The following is an 18,067-nucleotide window of genomic DNA, read 5'->3' as shown; positions in this document are numbered from 1 at the left end:
GGGGGCTTCTGCTAAAATCCGCAGTTCATGTCGCGTACTCCCTACCCCGCCCCGCCGCTGCCCCGTGCCGGCCAGCTCCGCGCCTGGTGGCGCGCCCCCGCCTCGCCCACTGCCCTGGCCTGGTATCTGGCCCAGGCCGCGCGCACGCATGACGCCCCGGTACTGGTGGTGGCCCGTGACAACCACGGTGCCAACCAGCTCGAAGCGGACCTGCATACTCTGCTGGGAGGCGACCCGAGCCTGCCGGTGGTGGCGTTCCCGGATTGGGAAACGCTGCCCTACGACCGCTTCAGCCCGCACCCGGACATCATTTCGCAGCGCCTGTCCGCCCTGCACCGCCTGCCCACGCTGAAGCGTGGCCTGGTGGTGGTGCCGGTGCAGACCCTGCTGCAGCAGTTGGCGCCCCGTAGCTACGTCATCGGTGGCAGCTTCAATCTTGAAGTCGGCCAGCGCCTGGACCTGGAAGCGGAGAAGCGTCGCCTCGAAAGCGCCGGTTACCGCAACGTGCCGCAGGTGATGGACCCGGGTGACTTCGCCGTGCGCGGTGGCCTGCTTGACGTCTACCCGATGGGCGCCGACGAGCCGCTGCGAGTGGAGCTGCTGGACGAAGACATCGATTCGATCCGTGCGTTCGATCCGGAAAGCCAACGCTCGCTGGACAAGGTCGAGGCGGTGCACATGCTGCCCGGCCGCGAAGTGCCGATGGACGACGCCAGCATCGCGCGGGTGCTGGCCACCCTGCGCGAGCGCTTCGACGTCGATACCCGCCGCAGTTCGCTGTACCAGGATCTGAAATCGGGCCTGGCGCCGGCTGGCATCGAGTATTACCTGCCGCTGTTCTTCGAGCGCACCGCCACCCTGTTCGACTATCTGCCGGCCGGCAGCCTGCCGGTGGTCTGCGTCGGTGCCGCTGAAGCGGCAGAGACCTTCTGGACGCAGACCGGCGAGCGCTACGAGCAACGCCGCCATGATGTTGAACGGCCGCTGCTGCCACCGTCGGCACTGTACCTGTCGCCGGACCTGCTGCGCGAGCGTCTGAACGACGCACCGCGCATCGAGGTATGGGCTGCCGATCACGCGCGCATTGCCGAGGCGCATGCGCTGGGCGACCAGCCGTTGCCGCCGCTGCCGGTGGCCGCACGCGAGGCGCCGGCCGGTGACGCACTGAAATCCTTCCTCGGCCATTATCCCGGCCGCGTGCTGATTGCCGCCGATTCACCCGGCCGCCGCGAGGCCCTGCTGGAAGTGCTGCAGGCCGCCGAGCTGAAGCCGCCAGTGGTGGCCGATCTGCTGTCCTTCCTGGCCAGCGACGAACGCTTCGCCATTGCCGTGGCGCCGCTGGAAGACGGCTTCGCATTGGACGCACCGCACATCGCGGTGCTGACCGAACGCCAGCTGTTCCCCGAGCGCGCGGGCAGCACGCGCCGCACGCGCCGCGCCGGACGTGAGCCGGAAGCGATCATCCGCGATCTCGGCGAGCTGACCGAAGGCGCGCCGATCGTGCACGAGGACCATGGTGTCGGCCGCTATCGCGGACTGATCGCGATGGACGTCGGTGGCATGCCCGGCGAATTCCTGGAAATCGAATACGCCAAGGGCGACCGGCTGTACGTGCCGGTCGCGCAGCTGCATCTGATCAGCCGCTATTCCGGCGCCTCGGCCGAGACCGCACCCCTGCATTCGCTGGGTGGCGAGCAGTGGAGCAAGGCCAAGCGCAAGGCTGCCGAGAAGGTGCGCGACGTGGCCGCCGAGCTGCTGGAGATCCAGGCCCGCCGCCAGGCGCGTGCCGGACTGGCACTGCAGGTGGACCGCGCGATGTACGAGCCGTTCGCCGCCGGTTTCCCGTTCGAGGAAACCCCGGACCAGCTGGCCGCCATCGACGCCACCCTGCGTGACCTGGCCAGCAGCCAGCCGATGGACCGCGTGGTCTGTGGCGATGTGGGCTTCGGCAAGACCGAAGTCGCGGTGCGTGCCGCGTTCGCTGCCGCCAGCGCTGGCAAGCAGGTGGCGGTGCTGGTGCCGACCACGCTGCTGGCCGAACAGCATTACCGCAATTTCCGCGACCGCTTCGCTGACTATCCGATGAAGGTCGAGGTGCTGTCGCGCTTCAAGAGCACCAAGGAGATCAAGGCCGAGCTGGAGAAGGTCGCCGCCGGCACCATCGACGTCATCGTCGGCACCCATCGCCTGCTGCAGCCGGACGTGAAGTTCAAGGACCTGGGCATGGTCGTCGTCGACGAGGAGCAGCGCTTCGGTGTGCGCCAGAAGGAGGCGCTGAAGGCACTGCGCGCCAACGTGCACCTGCTGACCCTGACCGCCACGCCGATCCCGCGCACGCTGAACATGGCGATGGCCGGCCTGCGCGATCTGTCGATCATCGCCACCCCGCCGCCGAACCGGCTGGCGGTGCAGACCTTCATCACCCAGTGGGACAACGCGCTGCTGCGCGAAGCCTTCCAGCGCGAGCTGGCACGCGGTGGCCAGCTGTATTTCCTGCACAACGATGTGGAAAGCATCGGCCGCATGCAGCGTGAGCTGTCCGAACTTGTGCCCGAAGCGCGCATCGGCATCGCCCATGGGCAGATGCCCGAGCGCGAGCTGGAAAAGGTGATGCTGGACTTCCAGAAGCAGCGCTTCAACGTGCTGCTGTCGACCACGATCATCGAATCGGGCATCGACATCCCCAACGCCAACACCATCATCATCAACCGTGCCGACCGCTTCGGCCTGGCCCAGCTGCATCAGCTGCGTGGCCGCGTCGGTCGTTCGCACCACCGCGCCTATGCGTATCTGGTTGTACCGGACCGTCGCTCGATCACGCCCGACGCGGAAAAGCGCCTGGAAGCAATCGCATCGATGGACGAACTGGGCGCCGGCTTCACCCTGGCCACGCACGATCTGGAAATCCGCGGTGCCGGTGAACTGCTGGGCGAAGACCAGAGCGGGCAGATGGCCGAAGTGGGCTTCAGCCTGTACACCGAGCTGCTGGAACGCGCCGTGCGCAGCATCAAGCAGGGCCATCTGCCCGACATCGATGCCGGCGAAGAAGCGCGTGGCGCCGAGGTCGAACTGCATGTGCCGGCGCTGATTCCGGACGACTACCTGCCGGACGTGCACACCCGTCTGACGCTGTACAAGCGCATTTCCAGCGCGCGCGACAGCGATGCGCTGCGCGAGCTGCAGGTGGAGATGATCGATCGTTTCGGCCTGCTGCCGGATGCGGCCAAGAACCTGTTCGCCATCGCCGAGCTGAAGCTGCAGGCCAGCATGCTGGGCATCCGCAAGCTGGACCTGGGCGAGAACGGTGGCCGTATCGTGTTCGAATCCAAGCCGAACATCGACCCGATGGCGGTGATCCAGCTGATCCAGAAGCAACCGAACCTCTATGCCATGGAAGGTCCGGACAAGCTGCGCGTCAAGCATCCGCTGCCGCTGCCCGAAGACCGCTTCAATGCCGCACGTGCGCTGCTGCTGACCCTGGCCCTGCGCTGATCGATATCCAAGGTTCCGGTCCGCCGCGGGCGGCAGACCGGTGCCCTTTCCGTTTACTGCGCCCGCGACAAGGAGTGTTGCCGTGAATCGTTTCGCCCCCCTTCTGCTCGCCACCAGCCTGGGCCTGCTGGCCGCCTGCCACAGCGGCATGAGCAACCGTGATTACCTGCACGAAAATGTCGCCAGCTGGAACGGCACGGTCAGCATGGTCGAACAATGGACCAACGGCCCGAACGGCGAGTCCTTCCATGCGTCGCTGCAGGATGGCAAGAGCATGCAGCAGCATCGCTTCGGCCTGAAGAACGCGCACAAGGAAATCGCCGACCGGCTGGTCTTCGTCCAGCAGTTCACCCATGGCAAGGACGCCGATGCACTGCACCAGAACCTGCTCGATTCCCTGAAGAGCACCGAACAGATGTTCGCGGTGATGGAACAGCTGGCTGCCCTGCCCGATGGCTACAGCGAAGAACAGGTCACCCCGCTGCTGCGGACGCTGGATGAAGCCGTGACCAAGATGGACGAAGACATGCAGACCCTGAGCGACGCGCAGGACGCCTTCGCCAAAGCCCATCGCATCCACCTGCAGACCACCGGCTGAGCCACGCCGCCCCGGTTGCCGATGCGGCCGGGGCGATGACACGCTGCACGACTGAACGTACGGCCCCACGCGATACCGTCGATGCGCCCCGCGCAACACCGATGCGGGTACCCTATGCGCCGCCTTGGCCCGCTCTTGCGGGCCTTTCCGTTTCCTGCGCGGCTTCGCCGCGCCGCCAGTTCCGATGCCCCTGCCCAGACCTCCCGACCTCCTGCACGCGCAGGCCTGCCTGATCGACGCCCTGTCGATGTCACTGCAGATGCGTGATGCCTATACCCGCCACCACTGCGACCGCGTGGGCCTGCTTGCGCAGCACCTTGCCCTGCATTGCGACCTGGATGAAGAAGCCTGCGCGCAGGTCGCCCTGGCCGCACGCTTCCACGATATCGGCAAGATCGGCATTCCCGACGACGTACTGCTGAGCCCACGCCGGCACAGCGATGAAGAGCGCGCGATCATGCGCGAGCATCCGGTACGTGGCGAACACATCTTCCTGGCCACCGGTCGCAGTGATGCCGCGCCGGTCGCGCGCCTGATCCGCGCCCACCATGAAGCGTTCGACGGCAGCGGCTATCCCGATGGCCTGCTGGGCGAGAACATCCCGCTGGGCGCACGCATCGTCACCATCGTCGATGCTTATGATGCGATGACCAGTGCACGCCCCTATCGCGCAGCGATGGAGCATGAGACGGTGCTGCGGATACTCGATGAGCAGGCAGGTGGCCTGATCGATCCGTACGTGCTGCAGCGTTTCCACGGCATGCTCAAGCACGAGCCGGCGCTGGCCTGAGCATGCACGGGCCTGGCTGCGCCTCGCTTGCGCAGCCCCGGCAATCCTCGCAAGCTGATGATCGGCCAAAGACGGCCGCCTGCTTACGAGGAGCACCACCCATGAAAGGAAACACCCGCATCGCCGCACCGCTGGGACTGTTGCTGTTGGCCCTGGCGCCGTTCGCACAGGCCCAGCAGGAGGGCAACGCGCCCGCTGCCGCCTGCTTGTCGCGCAGCCAGATCAGCGCCAGCACCTCGCCCGCCGCCTTGATGAACGCCCTGTCCCGCTGCGTGCAGGATGGGCGAATGCAGGACGCCATCGATCTCTACAACATCGCCGGCGTATTCGCCCATTTCGATCGCCAGCGGGTTGCGGACGAGACCGGACACAGTGCCTACAACGCGCTGAAGGCGATGGCGGGTTCGGCGATGGGCGAGGAGAATCTCGGCCGCTTCGACAGCGCGTTGAAGGCGCAACTGACCCCCGACAAGGCGCCCGCCTATGTCGCTGGCATCTGTACCTTCAGCAAGCGCGTGGGGCCGCCCTCGTATACCCCCACCTACATGCTGGCCCATGGCATGTCCAACTTCACCGGCACGGGTGGCGGCCTGGTGCCAGGCTTCGACCCGGCCAGTGCATGGCAGGCGACGTTGTCGCAGTACCTGAAATGCCCGGGCTGAGCCGCAGCCGGTTGTAGTGGTTCCCCAATGAAAAGGCCCGGCTTGCGCCGGGCCTTCTGCTTCACGCAGTGCGGGCGATCGGTTACCAGATCACCACGCGCTTGTCGTCTGCGCGCACCATCGCATCACCGGCCTTGCACTGGAACGCAGCGGCATAGGACGGCATGTTCGACGGCGCACCGTTGGCACGGAAGTTCGCCGGTGCGTGCGGATCGGTGTTCAGGCGCACGCGCAGCTCACCGTCGGTGAAGTTGCGACGCCACACGGTGGCCCAGTTCATGAAGAAGCGCTGGTCCTGGCTGTGGCCGTCAACCTCGACGTTCGCCTTCGGGTTCTCCTTCAGCGCCATCTGCAGAGCATCGTAGGCCACGGTCAGGCCACCCAGATCACCGATGTTCTCGCCCAGGGTCAGCTTGCCCTTCACGAACACGCCCGGCACCGACTCGTAGCCGTCGAACTGGGCGACCAGCTGATCGGTGCGCTCGGTGAAGGCCTTGCGGTCGCTGTCGGTCCACCAGTTGTCGAAGTTGCCGTTGGCGGCGAACTGGCTGCCCGAGTCATCGTAGCCGTGCATCATCTCGTGGCCGATGACCGCACCGATGCCACCGTAGTTCAGCGCCGGATCGGCCTTGGCGTCGAAGAACGGCGCCTGCAGGATCGCCGCCGGGAACACGATCTCGTTCTTGGTAGCGTTGTAGTAGGCATTGACGGTCTGCGGGGTCATGCCCCACTCGGTCTTGTCCACCGGCTTGCCGACCTTGTCCAGCATGTATCGGTAGTTGAACGCGCGCGCAGCCTGCATGTTGCCCAGGTAGCTGTCACCGTTGGTCTGCAGGCCCGTCCACTCGCGCCACTTGTCCGGGTAACCGATCTTCGGAGTGAAGCTGGCCCACTTCTCCAGCGCCTTCTTCTTGGTTTCTTCGCCCATCCACGGCAGCTGCTCCAGGCGCGCCTTCAGCGCCACCGACAGGTTCTGCACCAGGTGCTGCATGGCCTCCTTGGATTCGGCCGGGAACACCGCATCGACATACAGTTGGCCGAGCGCTTCGCCCATGCCGCCGTTGACCGACTCTAGTACGCGCTTCCAGCGCGGCTGCATTTCCTGCTGGCCGCGCAGGGTCTTGCCATAGAACTCGAAGTTGGCCTTCTCGAACTGGCTGCTCAGGTACGGCGAGGCATCATCGATGGTGTGGAAGCGCAGGTAGGACTGCCAGGTGGCGGCCGGCACGTCTGCCAGCATCTTGTCCATCTCGCTGAAGAAGCCCGGTTGGGCCAGCGAGAACTTCTGCGCGGCCGGCACCTTCAGGGTGTCGAACAGCGCGGTCCAGCTGAAGTTCGGGGTCAGCTTGTCCGCGTCGGCGGCGCTGAGCGGGTTGTAGCGCTTGGCCGGGTCACGCATCTCGATGCGCGACATCGAGGCCTTGGCCAGGCGGGTCTCGAACGCCATCACCGCCTTGGCCTGCTCCGCGGCCTGCGCGGCGGCCACGCCGGACAGGGTCAGCACCTGCGCGATATAGGCCACATAGGCGTCGCGGATCTTGGCCTGTGATTCGTCGAAGTAGTAGCCCTTCTCCGGCAGGCCGAGGCCGCCCTGGCCGACATAGGCGATGACGTTGGCCGAATCCTTGTAGTCGGCGTTGGCGAACAGCGAGAACAGCACGCCCTGGCCCTGCGCCTGGCTGTCGCGCAGGTACTGGGTGATGGCGGCGGTGTCGTTCAGTGCGGTGATCTTGTCCAGCGTCGGCTGCAGCGGCGCCAGGCCGGCGGCCTCGATCTTCGCTTCGTCGTTGCCGGTCTTCCAGATGTCGCCGATCTTGGCTTCCACCGAGCCGGCCTTGGCCTGGCTGGCGGCGGCCTGCTGGACCAGCGCGTGCTGCACTTCCAGCGAGCGCTCACGAAGGATCTCGAAGCTGCCCCAGGTGGTCTGGTCGCCCGGCACCGGGTTGGCCTTCAGCCACTTGCTGTTGACGAAGCCGTTGAGGTCGGTGCATGCAGCGATGGACGGATCCAGATCGGCGCTGTTGAGCGAGATCAGCGCGGTCTTGATCTGCGACTGGTCGAACGCCGGCTTGGCGGCGTCGGCAGCGGGCGCGGTCTCGTTCTTGCCACAGGCGGCGAGCGAAGCGGCGATGGCGATGGTCAGGCCCAACGGGACCAGATTGCGGACGTTCATGGCGTGTCTCCAACGGCGAATCGTCCAGCGTAGCCGCTGCGGCGATGGCGGGGACCGGCCAAAGGTCACAGGACGATGCTTGGCCGCTACCATGGCCGCAATGAAGACCCTCATCCTTGCCACCCTTCAGAGCGATCCACTACGGCTTTATACGAGCCGTGCCCGACTGGTTGGCGTTGAACACCTGCCTGGTATCGTTGCCGCAACGATCGATGCCGAACCGCGCGCGCATCTGCTGGCGTGGTCGGCAGCGGAAACCGGCTGCGCGGGATTCAGCCAGCATGGCCTCAGCCTGGTCCTGCCGTTCCCGGTGATGAGCGCCGGCATCGGCAGCATGCAACGGGCCAAGGCAAGCGGTTTCGTCACCCTGTTCGTACGCACCGCCGAAGCGGGCGTGGTCGATGTGCTGGGGAGCGATGCGTTCCAGCAGATGGCACTGGATCGATTGCTGGCGCAGCAGGCCGCGCTGGGCGAACTGCTGGGTTGCACGCTGAGCGTGGAAGACTGGGGTTACGACTGCTGACGGCCGCACAGCCCTCATGGCGTGGCGCTACCAGAGCGCGGGGTAACCGCTGCCGAGCCAAAAGCCGTTGAGCCTGGCTCGCCCAACAAAAAGAAAGGCCGGCTTGCGCCGGCCCTTCGTTCTTACTTCGCCTTGCCCTGGTTGGCCACGGCTTCAGCAGCCTTGCGTGCCGCTTCCGGGTCACCCAGGTAGCGGAACGACTTCACGGTGAGGTCGTCATTCAACTCGAACAGCAGCGGGATGCCGGTCGGGATGTTCAGCTCGAGGATTTCCTCGCGCGACACGTTGTTGAGGTACTTGTACAGCGCGCGCAGCGAGTTGCCGTGGGCGGTGACCAGCACCGTCTTGCCATCCTTCAGCTGCGGCGCGATGACGTCGTGCCAGTACGGCAGCACGCGGTCCAGGGTGGTGGCCAGCGATTCGGTACCCGGCAGCGCGTTGCGGTCCAGGCCGGCGTAGCGACGGTCATGGATCGGATGGCCCGGATCTTCCAGGTCCATTGCCGGCGGCGGGATGTCGTACGAACGGCGCCACACCTTGACCTGGTCTTCGCCGTGCTTGGCGGCGGTCTCGGCCTTGTCCAGGCCCTGCAGGCCGCCGTAGTGGCGCTCGTTGAGGCGCCAGGACTTGTTCACCGGCAGCCAATCCTGATCAAGCTCGGCCAGCGCACCCTGCAGGGTGTGGATGGCGCGCTTGAGCACGGAGGTGTGGGCGACGTCGAACTGCAGGCCTTCCTCGCGCATCAGGCGGCCGGCGGCAGCCGCTTCCCGGCGCCCCTGCTCGGTCAGGTCGACATCGACCCAGCCGGTGAAGCGGTTGTCCAGGTTCCACTGGCTCTGGCCATGGCGCAACAGTACGAGTTTACGGGTCACTGCAGGGTCTCCAACGCGAGGAAAGGCAGGCGGCCATTGTAGCCCCGGCGCCCGCTCACCGCGCCGTGGCGGTGCGGATGTCATCCTGTGGCCGATGAATACCGTGATCGACCCCGGGCGCTGGGAAGGCAGCGTCAACGCCGCCCGCGAGCAGCAGAAACAGCTGGCCAGCCGTGTGCAGCGCCAGGACCGCCTGCCCGCCACCGTGCGCTGGCTGGCCGGGCTGGATGTCGGCTTCGAGGAAGACGGCGCGATCACCCGCGCGGCGGCGGTACTGCTCGACGCGGAGACCCTGCAGCCGGTGGCGCAGGAAATCGCCCGCATCCCTACCGTCATGCCCTATATCCCGGGCCTGCTCAGCTTCCGCGAACTGCCGGCGCTGCTGGCGGCATTGGCGCTGCTGCCGCGAACGCCGGATCTGGTGTTCGTCGATGGCCACGGCATCAGCCATCCGCGCCGCCTGGGCATTGCCGCACACCTGGGCGTGGTGACCGACCTGCCAAGCATCGGCGTGGCCAAATCGAAGCTGGTTGGCCGCTTCATCGAGCCGGGCGCCGAGGCAGGCGCGCATACGCCGTTGATGGACGGCAACGAGCAGCTCGGCTGGGTGCTGCGCAGCAAGCTGCGCTGCAAGCCGCTGTTCGTCGCCGGCGGACATCGGGTCAGCGCCGATACCGCGCTGGCCTGGGTGCAGCGCACGCTGCGCGGCTATCGCCTGCCCGAGCCTACCCGGTTGGCGGATCGGCTGGCCTCGCGGCGCGAAAAATAGCGGTGCAGCTGGGCAATACCGCTCAACGATGCACGTGACCGCGATGGCCCTGCGCGTCGGTCGCTGCATGATCGTGCCCGGTGTGATCGTCGTCCTTCGCTGCTGACGGCTGGCCACAGGCTTCGCCGCAGTGGTCGGCCTCGATCTGCAGGGTCACGTGTTCGATGCCGAAATCATCGTGCAGGCGATCACCGAGTTCGCGACGAAGGCGGTCGGCGTCGTCGCCTTCGCGCATCACGATGTGCGCGGTCAGTGCCGGCGTGCTGGACGCCAGCGCCCATACGTGCAGATCATGCACGTCCAGCACCGCGTCATGGTCGGACAGGCGGTCGCGCACCTTGGCCACGTCCATGCCCTTGGGCACGCCTTCCAGCAACACGTTTACCGCTTCGCGCATCAGCACATACGTGCGTGGCAGCACCCACAGACCAATCAGCACGGCCAGGATCGGGTCGATCGGCTTCCAGCCGGTCCATTGGATCAGCAGCGCACCGGCAATCACCGCCACCGAGCCGAGCATGTCAGCCCACACTTCCAGGTAGGCGCCCTTCACGTTGAGGCTCTCGCCACTGCCGGCCTGCAGCAGGCGCATGGAGATCATGTTGATCACCAGACCGACCGCAGCGATCACCAGCATGCCGGTGGAAGCGATCTCCTGCGGCTGGCGGAAGCGACCGATGGCTTCCCACAGGATGTAGCCGGCGACCACGAACAGCATGGCGCCATTGATCATCGCGCCCAGGGCTTCAAGGCGCGCATAGCCATAGGTGCGGCGTGCATCCGGCGGACGCCGGCTCAGCCGCACGGCCACCAGCGCGATCATCAGCGCCAGGGTGTCGGTGGCCATGTGCGCGGCATCGGACAGCAGCGCCAGGCTGTTGGTCCAGAACGCACCGACCACCTCCACCACGAGGAAGGTGGAGGTCAGGCCGAGCGCCCACCACAAGGGTTTCTCGTGGCGGATCTCGGATGGCAGGTGATCGTGGTCGTGACCCATGGCAACAGCTCCTTTGCGATGGAGGCAGGCTACGCCGACGGGCGTTGGGAAACTATCACGGTGTTTATAACATTGCAGGCCTGCACGACCGATGCTGCCGGGCATGGCCCGGCGCTACCGGTGTGACGTGCCCGCCTCCGGTAGCGCCAGGCCATGCCTGGCGAGCGCATCGGATCAGAACCCGAAACGCAGGCTCGCCCAGTACGCGCGACCGGGTTCGTTGTAGGTCGCCGCACCGGCATCACTGCTGTTGGCCTCGCGGAACAGGCGCTTGTCGGTCAGGTTGTTGACGCCGAAGCCCACGCTGACCGTGTCGGTCACCTTGTAGCGCGCGCTCACGCCCCAAACGTTGTACGCGCCGCGGGTCTGCAGCACGGTGGACGCATCGCAGTTGGCCGTGCAGCGCGGGTCGTTGTTGATGTTGGTCGTGGCCGGTTCCTGCTTGCCGTAGAAGGTGCCAGTCAGCAGCAGCGACAGCTGCTCGGTGGCCTGCCAGTCCAGCATGGTGTTGACGGTGTACTTGGGAATCACCGACAGCGGCTGGCCGGTGCTCTTGTTTTCGTTCTCCACCATGTAGGTGAAGTTGTTGCTCCACTTCAGGCGGTCGCCCTGCTCGCCCAGCAGCGGAATCACCAGGTTGCCCTCGAGCCCCTGCACGATGGCCTTGGGTGCGTTCTCCCAGCGGAAGATGCGGCCCTTGCTGTCGGCCGTCAGGCCGATCTGGGTGTAGCCGGCCTGGATCTTGTCCTTGTAGTCGTTGTGGAAGTAGGTCAGCGAGGCCTGCCAGCCGCTCTGCGGTGCCCACTCCACGCCCAGTTCCTTGTTCAGGCTGGTCTCTGCCTTCAGATCTGCATTGCCCTGCATATAACAACCGGCACCCAGGCTCGGCAATGCGTTCGGGCAGCCGTTGCCACGGGTGTAATACAGATAGTCCGGGTTGGACTGATACAGGTTCGGCGCCTTGAACGCACGCGCGATGCCGCCCTTCACCACCCAGTCGCTGTTGAGCCGGAACTGCGCGTTGAGGCTCGGGCTGGTGTTGTTGCCGAACTGGCTGTGATGGTCGAAACGCAGGCCCGGGGTCACGATCCAGCGTTCGCCCAGGTAGATGTTGTCTTCCACGTAGACAGCGGTGGTCTGCGCATCGGACTTGCCGCGTGCGCGGTCGGCCGAAAGGCCCGGAATGCCACCCCCGCTGCTGCTGGACTGGCTCATGGAATACGGATCGGTCAACCGGCTGTCGAGGTATTCGAAGCCCAGCGTCCACACGTTCCCGGCGCCGCCGAGGGTGGTCGGGAAGCTGGCCTCGCCGTCCAGCTGGTAGTTGCGCAGGCGCGAGGTCGACCAGTCAGCGCCGTTGAAGCTGCCCTCCGGGCCACCGGCCAGGCCTTCGTTGATGCGCGAATTGTTGACCCCTTCCACCGCTGCCGTCAGCCGCGAGCTGACATCACCCCAGCGTCCGCGATGGGTGATCGCGCCGGTGGTGCGGTACATGCGGTTGGTCTCGGCCTGCTGCTCGGCCAGCGCGGCCAGGTCGACGCCGGTAGAGGTTCCGGTGGTGCTGACCGCACGGTCGCCGGCATAGATGTTGCCCTGGCGGCTGGTGCCGGCCTCGAATTCGACCACCTGGTTGGCGCTCACGTCCCAACGCAGCAGCGCGTTGACATCGCGGTTCTTGACGCCTTCGCGGCCCGCCGGCGGTACCGCATTGGCGCCGGTGGCGAAGTTGCGGTTGAGATCCAGCGAATCGGCATCGGTCTTGTTGAGGTTGCCGTACAGCCGGAACGACAGCGTGTCGGTCATCGGCCCGCTCAGCTGCAGGCCGACGCGCTCGCTGCCACCTTCGGCACTGTGTTCGGGCACCAGGCCGTACAGGTCAACCGCGCCGGTCAGGTCGCCGGTCGGGCGCTTGGTGATGATGTTGACCACGCCACCGGATGCACCCGAGCCATAGCGCGCCGCCGCCGGGCCGCGCAGCACTTCGATGCGTTCGATCATTTCCGCCGGCACCCAGTTGGTATCGCCACGCGTGTTGCGCTCGCCACTGCGGCCCATGCGCACCGCGTCGCGTGCACCCACGCGCTTGCCGTCGATCAGGATCAGGGTATTTTCCGGCCCCATGCCGCGCAGATCGATCTGCCGGTTGTTGCCGTACTGTCCCGACGCGCTGTTGCCGGTCAGATTGACGCCGGGCATCGTACGCAGCAGCTCGGCGATGTCGTTGACCGGCGGTCGCTTGGCGATGTCTTCAGCGGTGATGGTGGAGGTGCCCAGCGCCTGCCGCGCGATCTGAGAGGCGGTGACATGCACGGTATCGATATCGGTGGCATCGGTTTCCGCATGTGCGGTAACCGCGGCGCCGGCCAGCAGCGCGGCGACGGCAAGCGCCAGCGGGCGCGGTGAAAGAGTGTTTGCAGGCATGTTCTGGACCTTCTGGCAGGGCAGCGGAAGCCTCTGGCATAGGGCACGAGGCGGCGACGGGGGAGGCGGAACGATCGCTGCGGGACGCCCGCAGGTCGGTTCCTGCCGTCATTTTTTCACAAATGCGAGTGATTCTCAAATGCGTCAACGCATTGCGGCATCGGCCGGCATGTGCTCTGCCCGCGTTTTTCGGCCTGCATGGCGCTTAAACTGGCTGGCTTACCTGCCATCAACCGTCGACAGCTGCGGCCGATACCGTGGTCTGTTGTGCGCCGCTAGAGATCGACGTGGATACACCCCAACTGGACGAAGCCAGCCAACCGCTGGCCCAGGCCTGGCAGCACTGCCTGCTGCAGGCTGGCCCCGCCGCCGCCGCACTGCTGCATGCCGTGGCCGCCGACGCACCGCCAATGCTGGCGCAGCGCTTCTACGAGGTGCTGCTGCAGGACACGCGCGCACGCCGCTTCCTGTCCCATGAACAGGTCAAGCAACGCCTGCAACCGGCGATGCAGCGTTGGCTGGCGCAGCTGCTGACCACCGATGCGGATGGAATTGCCGCTACGGTCGCCGCACAGCGGGTGATCGGCGATGTGCATGCGCGGGTGGGCATTCCGGTTGATCTGGTGACTCGCGGAGCACGCGTGCTCAAGCACGAGTTGTTCGTGCGCCTGCGCGCCGACGCCCATGACAGCGACACCGCTTTCGCCGCCATCGATTGCCTCAGCGCGATCATGGACATCGCCATGGAGGGCATGACCCTGGCCTATACGCATGCCCGTGAGCGCTCTTCGCGCACGGATGCAGCGTACCGGCTGTTCTCACTGGTGCAGAACGTCAGCACCGAGCGCGAGCGCCAGCGCGCCCTGCTGCTGGATTGGGAAAACAGCCTGCTGTACAACCTCGCCGGCCATGCGACAGGCGCCGACAACGCGAGTCTGGCGACCTCGGAATTCGGCCTCTGGTTCACCCACAAGGGTATTCCCAGCTTCGGCGAAAGCAGCGAGACACAGCAGGTCGGCCAACTGATGGCACGCATCGACAGCAGCCTGCAGCGCGCCACGGATGAAGATCCGGCACGGCGACTGGCGGCCCTGCCGGCGATCCGCGAAGACCTCGCCACCATCCGCAACCTGATGACCTTGCTGTTCGAACGCATCGGCGAACTGGATGCGGGCAGCGATGCGCTGACCAACCTGCTCAACCGGCGCTTCCTGCCGACCGTGCTGCGCCGTGAGATCGAATTGTCCACGCGCAACCACACGCCATTCGCGCTGCTGTTGCTGGATCTGGATCATTTCAAGGCGATCAACGATGGCCACGGCCACGACGCCGGCGACCGCGCGCTGCAGCACGTTGCCGCCCTGCTCGGCCAGCAGACCCGTGGCAGCGACTACCTGTTCCGCTACGGCGGCGAGGAGTTCGTGGTGGTGCTGGTGGCGGCGAGCGAGTCGCAGGCGGAGGTGATCGCCGAAAGCCTGCGTCGGCAGATCGCACAATCGCCGATCTCCCTGCCGAATGGACAGACGTTGGGGCTGACCGCCAGCATCGGCGTGGCCGGACACGATGGGCATCCCGATTACGAGCGGCTGATGGCGCGCGCCGACGCGGCGATGTATGCCGCCAAGCGACAAGGCCGCAACCGTGTGGTGGTGGCCGACGAAGCACTGCCCGAGGCACCCGGGCGACGCGCGCTGCAACGTTGAGCCTGCAGCGCGCGCGGTAGGGCATCGAACAGCGTCGGCGCTACCGGGCGGCCTTACGCAAAATACGCCACGTCGCCCACCACGCCAAGCCCAGCAGGGCGATTCCCGCTCCCAGCGCGCACACCGCCGGCCACCCGTAGCGCGCCTGCATCCAGGTGCCTGCGGCAGCGCCCACACCGCTGCCCACCGCATAGAACAGCATGTACAGCGCCACCAGGCGCCCATGCTGTTCGGCCGGTGCGCGCAGCAGCAGTGCCTGGTTGGACACATGCAATGCCTGCCCGCCCAGGTCCAGCACCACCACGCCCAGCAGCAACAGCGCCAGCGACTGCGGCAGGCCCAGCAGCGGCGCCCAGGCGACCAGCATCAACAGCAGCGCGCCCAGGCTCACCCGGTGGGCAAAACCACGATCCATCCAGTGCCCGACCCGCGCCGCCAGCAGCGCGCCGATGATGCCAGCCAGGCCCAGCGCGCCGATGCCAGCGGTCGACCAGCTCAGGGGCGGCGCCGACAACGGCAGTGGCACCGCCGCCCAGAACACATTGAGACCAGCAAACAACAGCAGTGCCAAGGGCCCACGTTCGCGCAGTGCCCGATCCTGCAGCAGCATCTGGACCATGGAGCGCAGCAGCTCGCGCCACGCCGGCGCCACTGCAGGCACCTGCACGTGCGGCAGCCGCCGCCACAACAGCAGCGCCAGCGCTGCCATCAACAGTGCCGACAGCAGGTACACCGCACGCCATCCCGCCACGGCGGCGACCGCGCCGGACACCACGCGTGCCGACAGCAGGCCGATGAACACGCCGCCCTGGACCATGCCCACCACCCGCCCGCGTTGCTCCGGTGCAGCGAGGTTGGCGGCGTAGGCGATCAATCCCTGGGTCAGCGCCGTCCCCAGCAACCCCGCCAGCAGCATGCCCGACAGCAACCATGCGGTGTTGCGGGCGGCGGCCAGCCACAGCAGCGCCACCACCAGCGCCAGCAGTTGCACCCGCAGCAGTCGGCGACGGTCGCCACGGTCGGCCAGCGGCAGCAATCCGAGCAGGGCCAGCACGCTGCCGGCCTGGGTGGCAGCCAGCAGTGCACCGGCCACCGCGGCATCCAGGGCGAAATCGTGGGCCAGGCGCTCCAGCAGCGGCTGCGCGAAGTAGACGTTGGCCACGCTGGCACCGGCAGCAATGGCGAGCAGGCCCAACGGCGGGCGGGACAGCGGAGGCATCATCATTGTGGTTGCAATTTGAAACTAAGTGCACGGTAGCGCTACTGGTTTTAAACTGCAACCACAATCGAGGACGTTCCCCATGCACGCCAACAGCCCCTGCCCCGTGGCCCGCAGCGCCGATCTGCTTGGCGACCGCTGGGCGTTGCTGATCATCCGCGATGCCTTCGATGGCATCAGCCGCTTCGGCGATTTCCAGCGCAGCCTGGGCGCGGCGCGCAACATCCTCAGCGACCGCCTGCGGCGACTGGTCGAGGCGGGGCTGCTGGTGCAGCAGCCTGCCGCCGATGGCAGCGCCTACCAGGACTATGTGCTGACCGCGGCCGGCCAGGACCTGTTCCCGCTGCTGGTCGCCCTGCGCCAATGGGGAGAACGGCATCGCTTCGCTGCTGGCGAGGCACACTCGCAGCTGATCGAATCCAGCAGCCGCCGGCCGCTGCCCTACATGCAACCCCACGGACGCGATGGCCAGCCCCTGCACGCCGCCGATACCCGCGTACGCAAGCTCAAGGAAGGAGGCGGCCGGGCCTGATCCGCCCGTTCACGCACACCGGCGACGTCCACGGGCAGTTAGCATCGTTGGTCTCCTGCCGCTGAATGCCGCCGATGCCGAACTACGCCCGAACCGTTTCGATCCTGCTGCCGCTGGTCCTGCTGCTGGCCGCACCACTGGCCTCGGCCCGCGACGTGGCAGCACCCGCAGAACACGTCGACAGCGATGGTCCTTACGTGTTCCGTGAAGGCGCGCAGCTGAAAGCGCAGTGGATCTGCCAGGACCAGGTGGAAACCCACACCATGCACGCTGGCAGCAAGGGCGCGGAAGTTGCCGCGCACTGCGGCTACCCGCATGCGGTGCATGTGCTGCCGCCGAATGCGCCTTCGGTATCCGTGCTGCCCGCCGTGCCGCGCATCGTCGCGGTGTCCGACATTCACGGCCAGTACGAGCTGCTGGTCCGCCTGCTGCGCGCCAACCGGGTGATCGACGCGCAGGACCGCTGGGCACTGGGGACGGACACGCTGGTGATCGCGGGCGACGTGTTCGATCGCGGCCCACAGGTGACCGAAGCGTTCTGGCTGCTGTACGGCCTGCAGCAGCAGGCGGCGGCGGCCGGTGGCGCGGTGCATTTCGTGCTCGGCAACCACGAGACCATGGTGCTCTACGACGACCTGCGCTACGTCAACCCGAAGTACCTGCGCAGCGCGCAGCTGCTCGGCCGCAGCTATCCGCAGCTGTATGGTGCCGACTCGGTGATCGGCCAGTGGCTGCGCACGCGCCCGGTGCTGCTGCAGATCGGCGATACCCTGTTCCTGCACGGCGGCATCTCGCCCGATGCCGTGCAGATGGCATTGGACCCGGCCCGCACCAACGCCGCCTACCAGGCCTCGCTGGGCATCCCCAAGGCCGAGGTGAAGGCAGACCCCGCCACTGCACCGCTGTACGACGGCAAGACCAGCCCGATCTGGTACCGCGGCTACTTCGACGGACGCCTGGACACCCCGGGCGTGCAGGCGGTGCTCGACCGCCTCCAGCTCAAGCGCATCGTGGTCGGCCACACCTCCATGCCACACGTCAGCAGCTTCCACGACGACCGCGTGATCGCCATCGACAGCAGCATCAAGAATGGCGAGAACGGCGAACTGCTGTTCATCGAGGACGGCAAGCTCAGTCGTGGCCTGCTGGACGGTTCGCGGGTGCCACTGGCCAAGGGCGAGCCCGGCCTGCAGGACTGAACGAAGGGCCAGCGCCGGGCCGGTCCAGGTCCCCCACGGCCGCCACCTGCACCCGGTTTGCCGCTACCCTCGGCAGCCGAGAGGCCCGCCCTGTCCAGCGGGCGGCCCATCCGCCCC

Annotated in this window: 14 protein-coding genes; 9 read left to right on the top strand and 5 right to left on the bottom strand. The window is 66.7% G+C overall.

The window, feature by feature from the left end:
- Positions 1 to 27: 27 nt before the first annotated feature.
- The 4 genes from mfd to QP457_RS06950 all read left to right on the top strand — a co-directional run bounded on the left by mfd (position 28) and on the right by QP457_RS06950 (position 5,542).
- On the top strand, positions 28 to 3,492 hold the full coding sequence (gene mfd, locus QP457_RS06965; RefSeq protein WP_205404821.1) for a transcription-repair coupling factor: 3,465 nt from the start codon (positions 28 to 30) through the stop codon (positions 3,490 to 3,492).
- Between the two features lie 82 nt (positions 3,493 to 3,574).
- Complete coding sequence (locus QP457_RS06960) at positions 3,575 to 4,090, top strand: hypothetical protein (protein ID WP_205404822.1); 516 nt, start codon at positions 3,575 to 3,577, stop codon at positions 4,088 to 4,090.
- 184 nt (positions 4,091 to 4,274) lie between these two features.
- Positions 4,275 to 4,880 carry an HD domain-containing phosphohydrolase gene (locus tag QP457_RS06955; protein WP_180164092.1) on the top strand — a complete coding sequence of 202 codons (606 nt, stop codon included), beginning with the start codon at positions 4,275 to 4,277 and terminating at the stop codon, positions 4,878 to 4,880.
- Between the two features lie 101 nt (positions 4,881 to 4,981).
- Positions 4,982 to 5,542 carry a hypothetical protein gene (locus QP457_RS06950; RefSeq protein ID WP_205404823.1) on the top strand — a complete coding sequence of 187 codons (561 nt, stop codon included), beginning with the start codon at positions 4,982 to 4,984 and terminating at the stop codon, positions 5,540 to 5,542.
- Positions 5,543 to 5,624: 82 nt separating this feature from the next.
- On the opposite strand, the gene QP457_RS06945 is transcribed toward QP457_RS06950, so the two are convergent.
- The gene (locus tag QP457_RS06945) at positions 5,625 to 7,715 is read right to left on the bottom strand and encodes a M13 family metallopeptidase (protein WP_205404824.1); all 2,091 of its coding nucleotides are present in this window, start codon (positions 7,713 to 7,715) and stop codon (positions 5,625 to 5,627) included.
- A 100-nt stretch (positions 7,716 to 7,815) separates the two neighbouring features.
- Here QP457_RS06945 and QP457_RS06940 point away from each other — a divergent pair, with 100 nt between their 5' ends.
- Positions 7,816 to 8,238: a hypothetical protein gene (locus tag QP457_RS06940; protein ID WP_205404825.1), complete on the top strand. Its 423-nt coding sequence runs from the start codon at positions 7,816 to 7,818 to the stop codon at positions 8,236 to 8,238.
- A gap of 122 nt (positions 8,239 to 8,360) precedes the next feature.
- On the opposite strand, the gene gpmA is transcribed toward QP457_RS06940, so the two are convergent.
- A complete protein-coding gene (gene gpmA, locus QP457_RS06935) occupies positions 8,361 to 9,110 on the bottom strand; it encodes a 2,3-diphosphoglycerate-dependent phosphoglycerate mutase (RefSeq protein ID WP_205404826.1) in 750 nt (249 codons plus the stop codon).
- Between the two features lie 94 nt (positions 9,111 to 9,204).
- On the opposite strand from gpmA, the gene nfi reads away from it, so the two are divergent.
- Entirely contained in the window at positions 9,205 to 9,879 is a 675-nt protein-coding gene (nfi, locus tag QP457_RS06930) for a deoxyribonuclease V (protein ID WP_205404827.1), read from the top strand.
- A 22-nt stretch (positions 9,880 to 9,901) separates the two neighbouring features.
- Here nfi and QP457_RS06925 read toward each other — a convergent pair whose 3' ends face one another.
- On the bottom strand, positions 9,902 to 10,876 hold the full coding sequence (locus QP457_RS06925) for a cation diffusion facilitator family transporter (protein WP_180164080.1): 975 nt from the start codon (positions 10,874 to 10,876) through the stop codon (positions 9,902 to 9,904).
- A 174-nt stretch (positions 10,877 to 11,050) separates the two neighbouring features.
- Complete coding sequence (locus QP457_RS06920) at positions 11,051 to 13,297, bottom strand: TonB-dependent siderophore receptor (RefSeq protein WP_205404828.1); 2,247 nt, start codon at positions 13,295 to 13,297, stop codon at positions 11,051 to 11,053.
- Between the two features lie 287 nt (positions 13,298 to 13,584).
- On the opposite strand from QP457_RS06920, the gene QP457_RS06915 reads away from it, so the two are divergent.
- Positions 13,585 to 15,000: a GGDEF domain-containing protein gene (locus tag QP457_RS06915; RefSeq protein ID WP_205404829.1), complete on the top strand. Its 1,416-nt coding sequence runs from the start codon at positions 13,585 to 13,587 to the stop codon at positions 14,998 to 15,000.
- Positions 15,001 to 15,040: 40 nt separating this feature from the next.
- Here QP457_RS06915 and QP457_RS06910 read toward each other — a convergent pair whose 3' ends face one another.
- On the bottom strand, positions 15,041 to 16,225 hold the full coding sequence (locus QP457_RS06910) for an MFS transporter (protein WP_205404830.1): 1,185 nt from the start codon (positions 16,223 to 16,225) through the stop codon (positions 15,041 to 15,043).
- A gap of 76 nt (positions 16,226 to 16,301) precedes the next feature.
- Between QP457_RS06910 and QP457_RS06905 the strand changes: the two genes are divergently transcribed.
- Both QP457_RS06905 and QP457_RS06900 read left to right on the top strand, forming a co-directional pair.
- A complete protein-coding gene (locus QP457_RS06905) occupies positions 16,302 to 16,751 on the top strand; it encodes a helix-turn-helix domain-containing protein (RefSeq protein ID WP_180164072.1) in 450 nt (149 codons plus the stop codon).
- A 65-nt stretch (positions 16,752 to 16,816) separates the two neighbouring features.
- Positions 16,817 to 17,950, top strand: coding sequence for a metallophosphoesterase (locus QP457_RS06900; protein WP_205404831.1), 1,134 nt, complete (start codon positions 16,817 to 16,819; stop codon positions 17,948 to 17,950).
- Positions 17,951 to 18,067 lie beyond the last annotated feature (117 nt).

This window comes from Stenotrophomonas sp. As-7 (genome assembly GCF_030291015.1).
GTDB lineage: Bacteria > Pseudomonadota > Gammaproteobacteria > Xanthomonadales > Xanthomonadaceae > Stenotrophomonas > Stenotrophomonas lactitubi.
The sequence above is the reverse complement of the archived record's forward strand: the minus strand, read 5'-3'. Positions and strand labels throughout refer to the sequence as shown.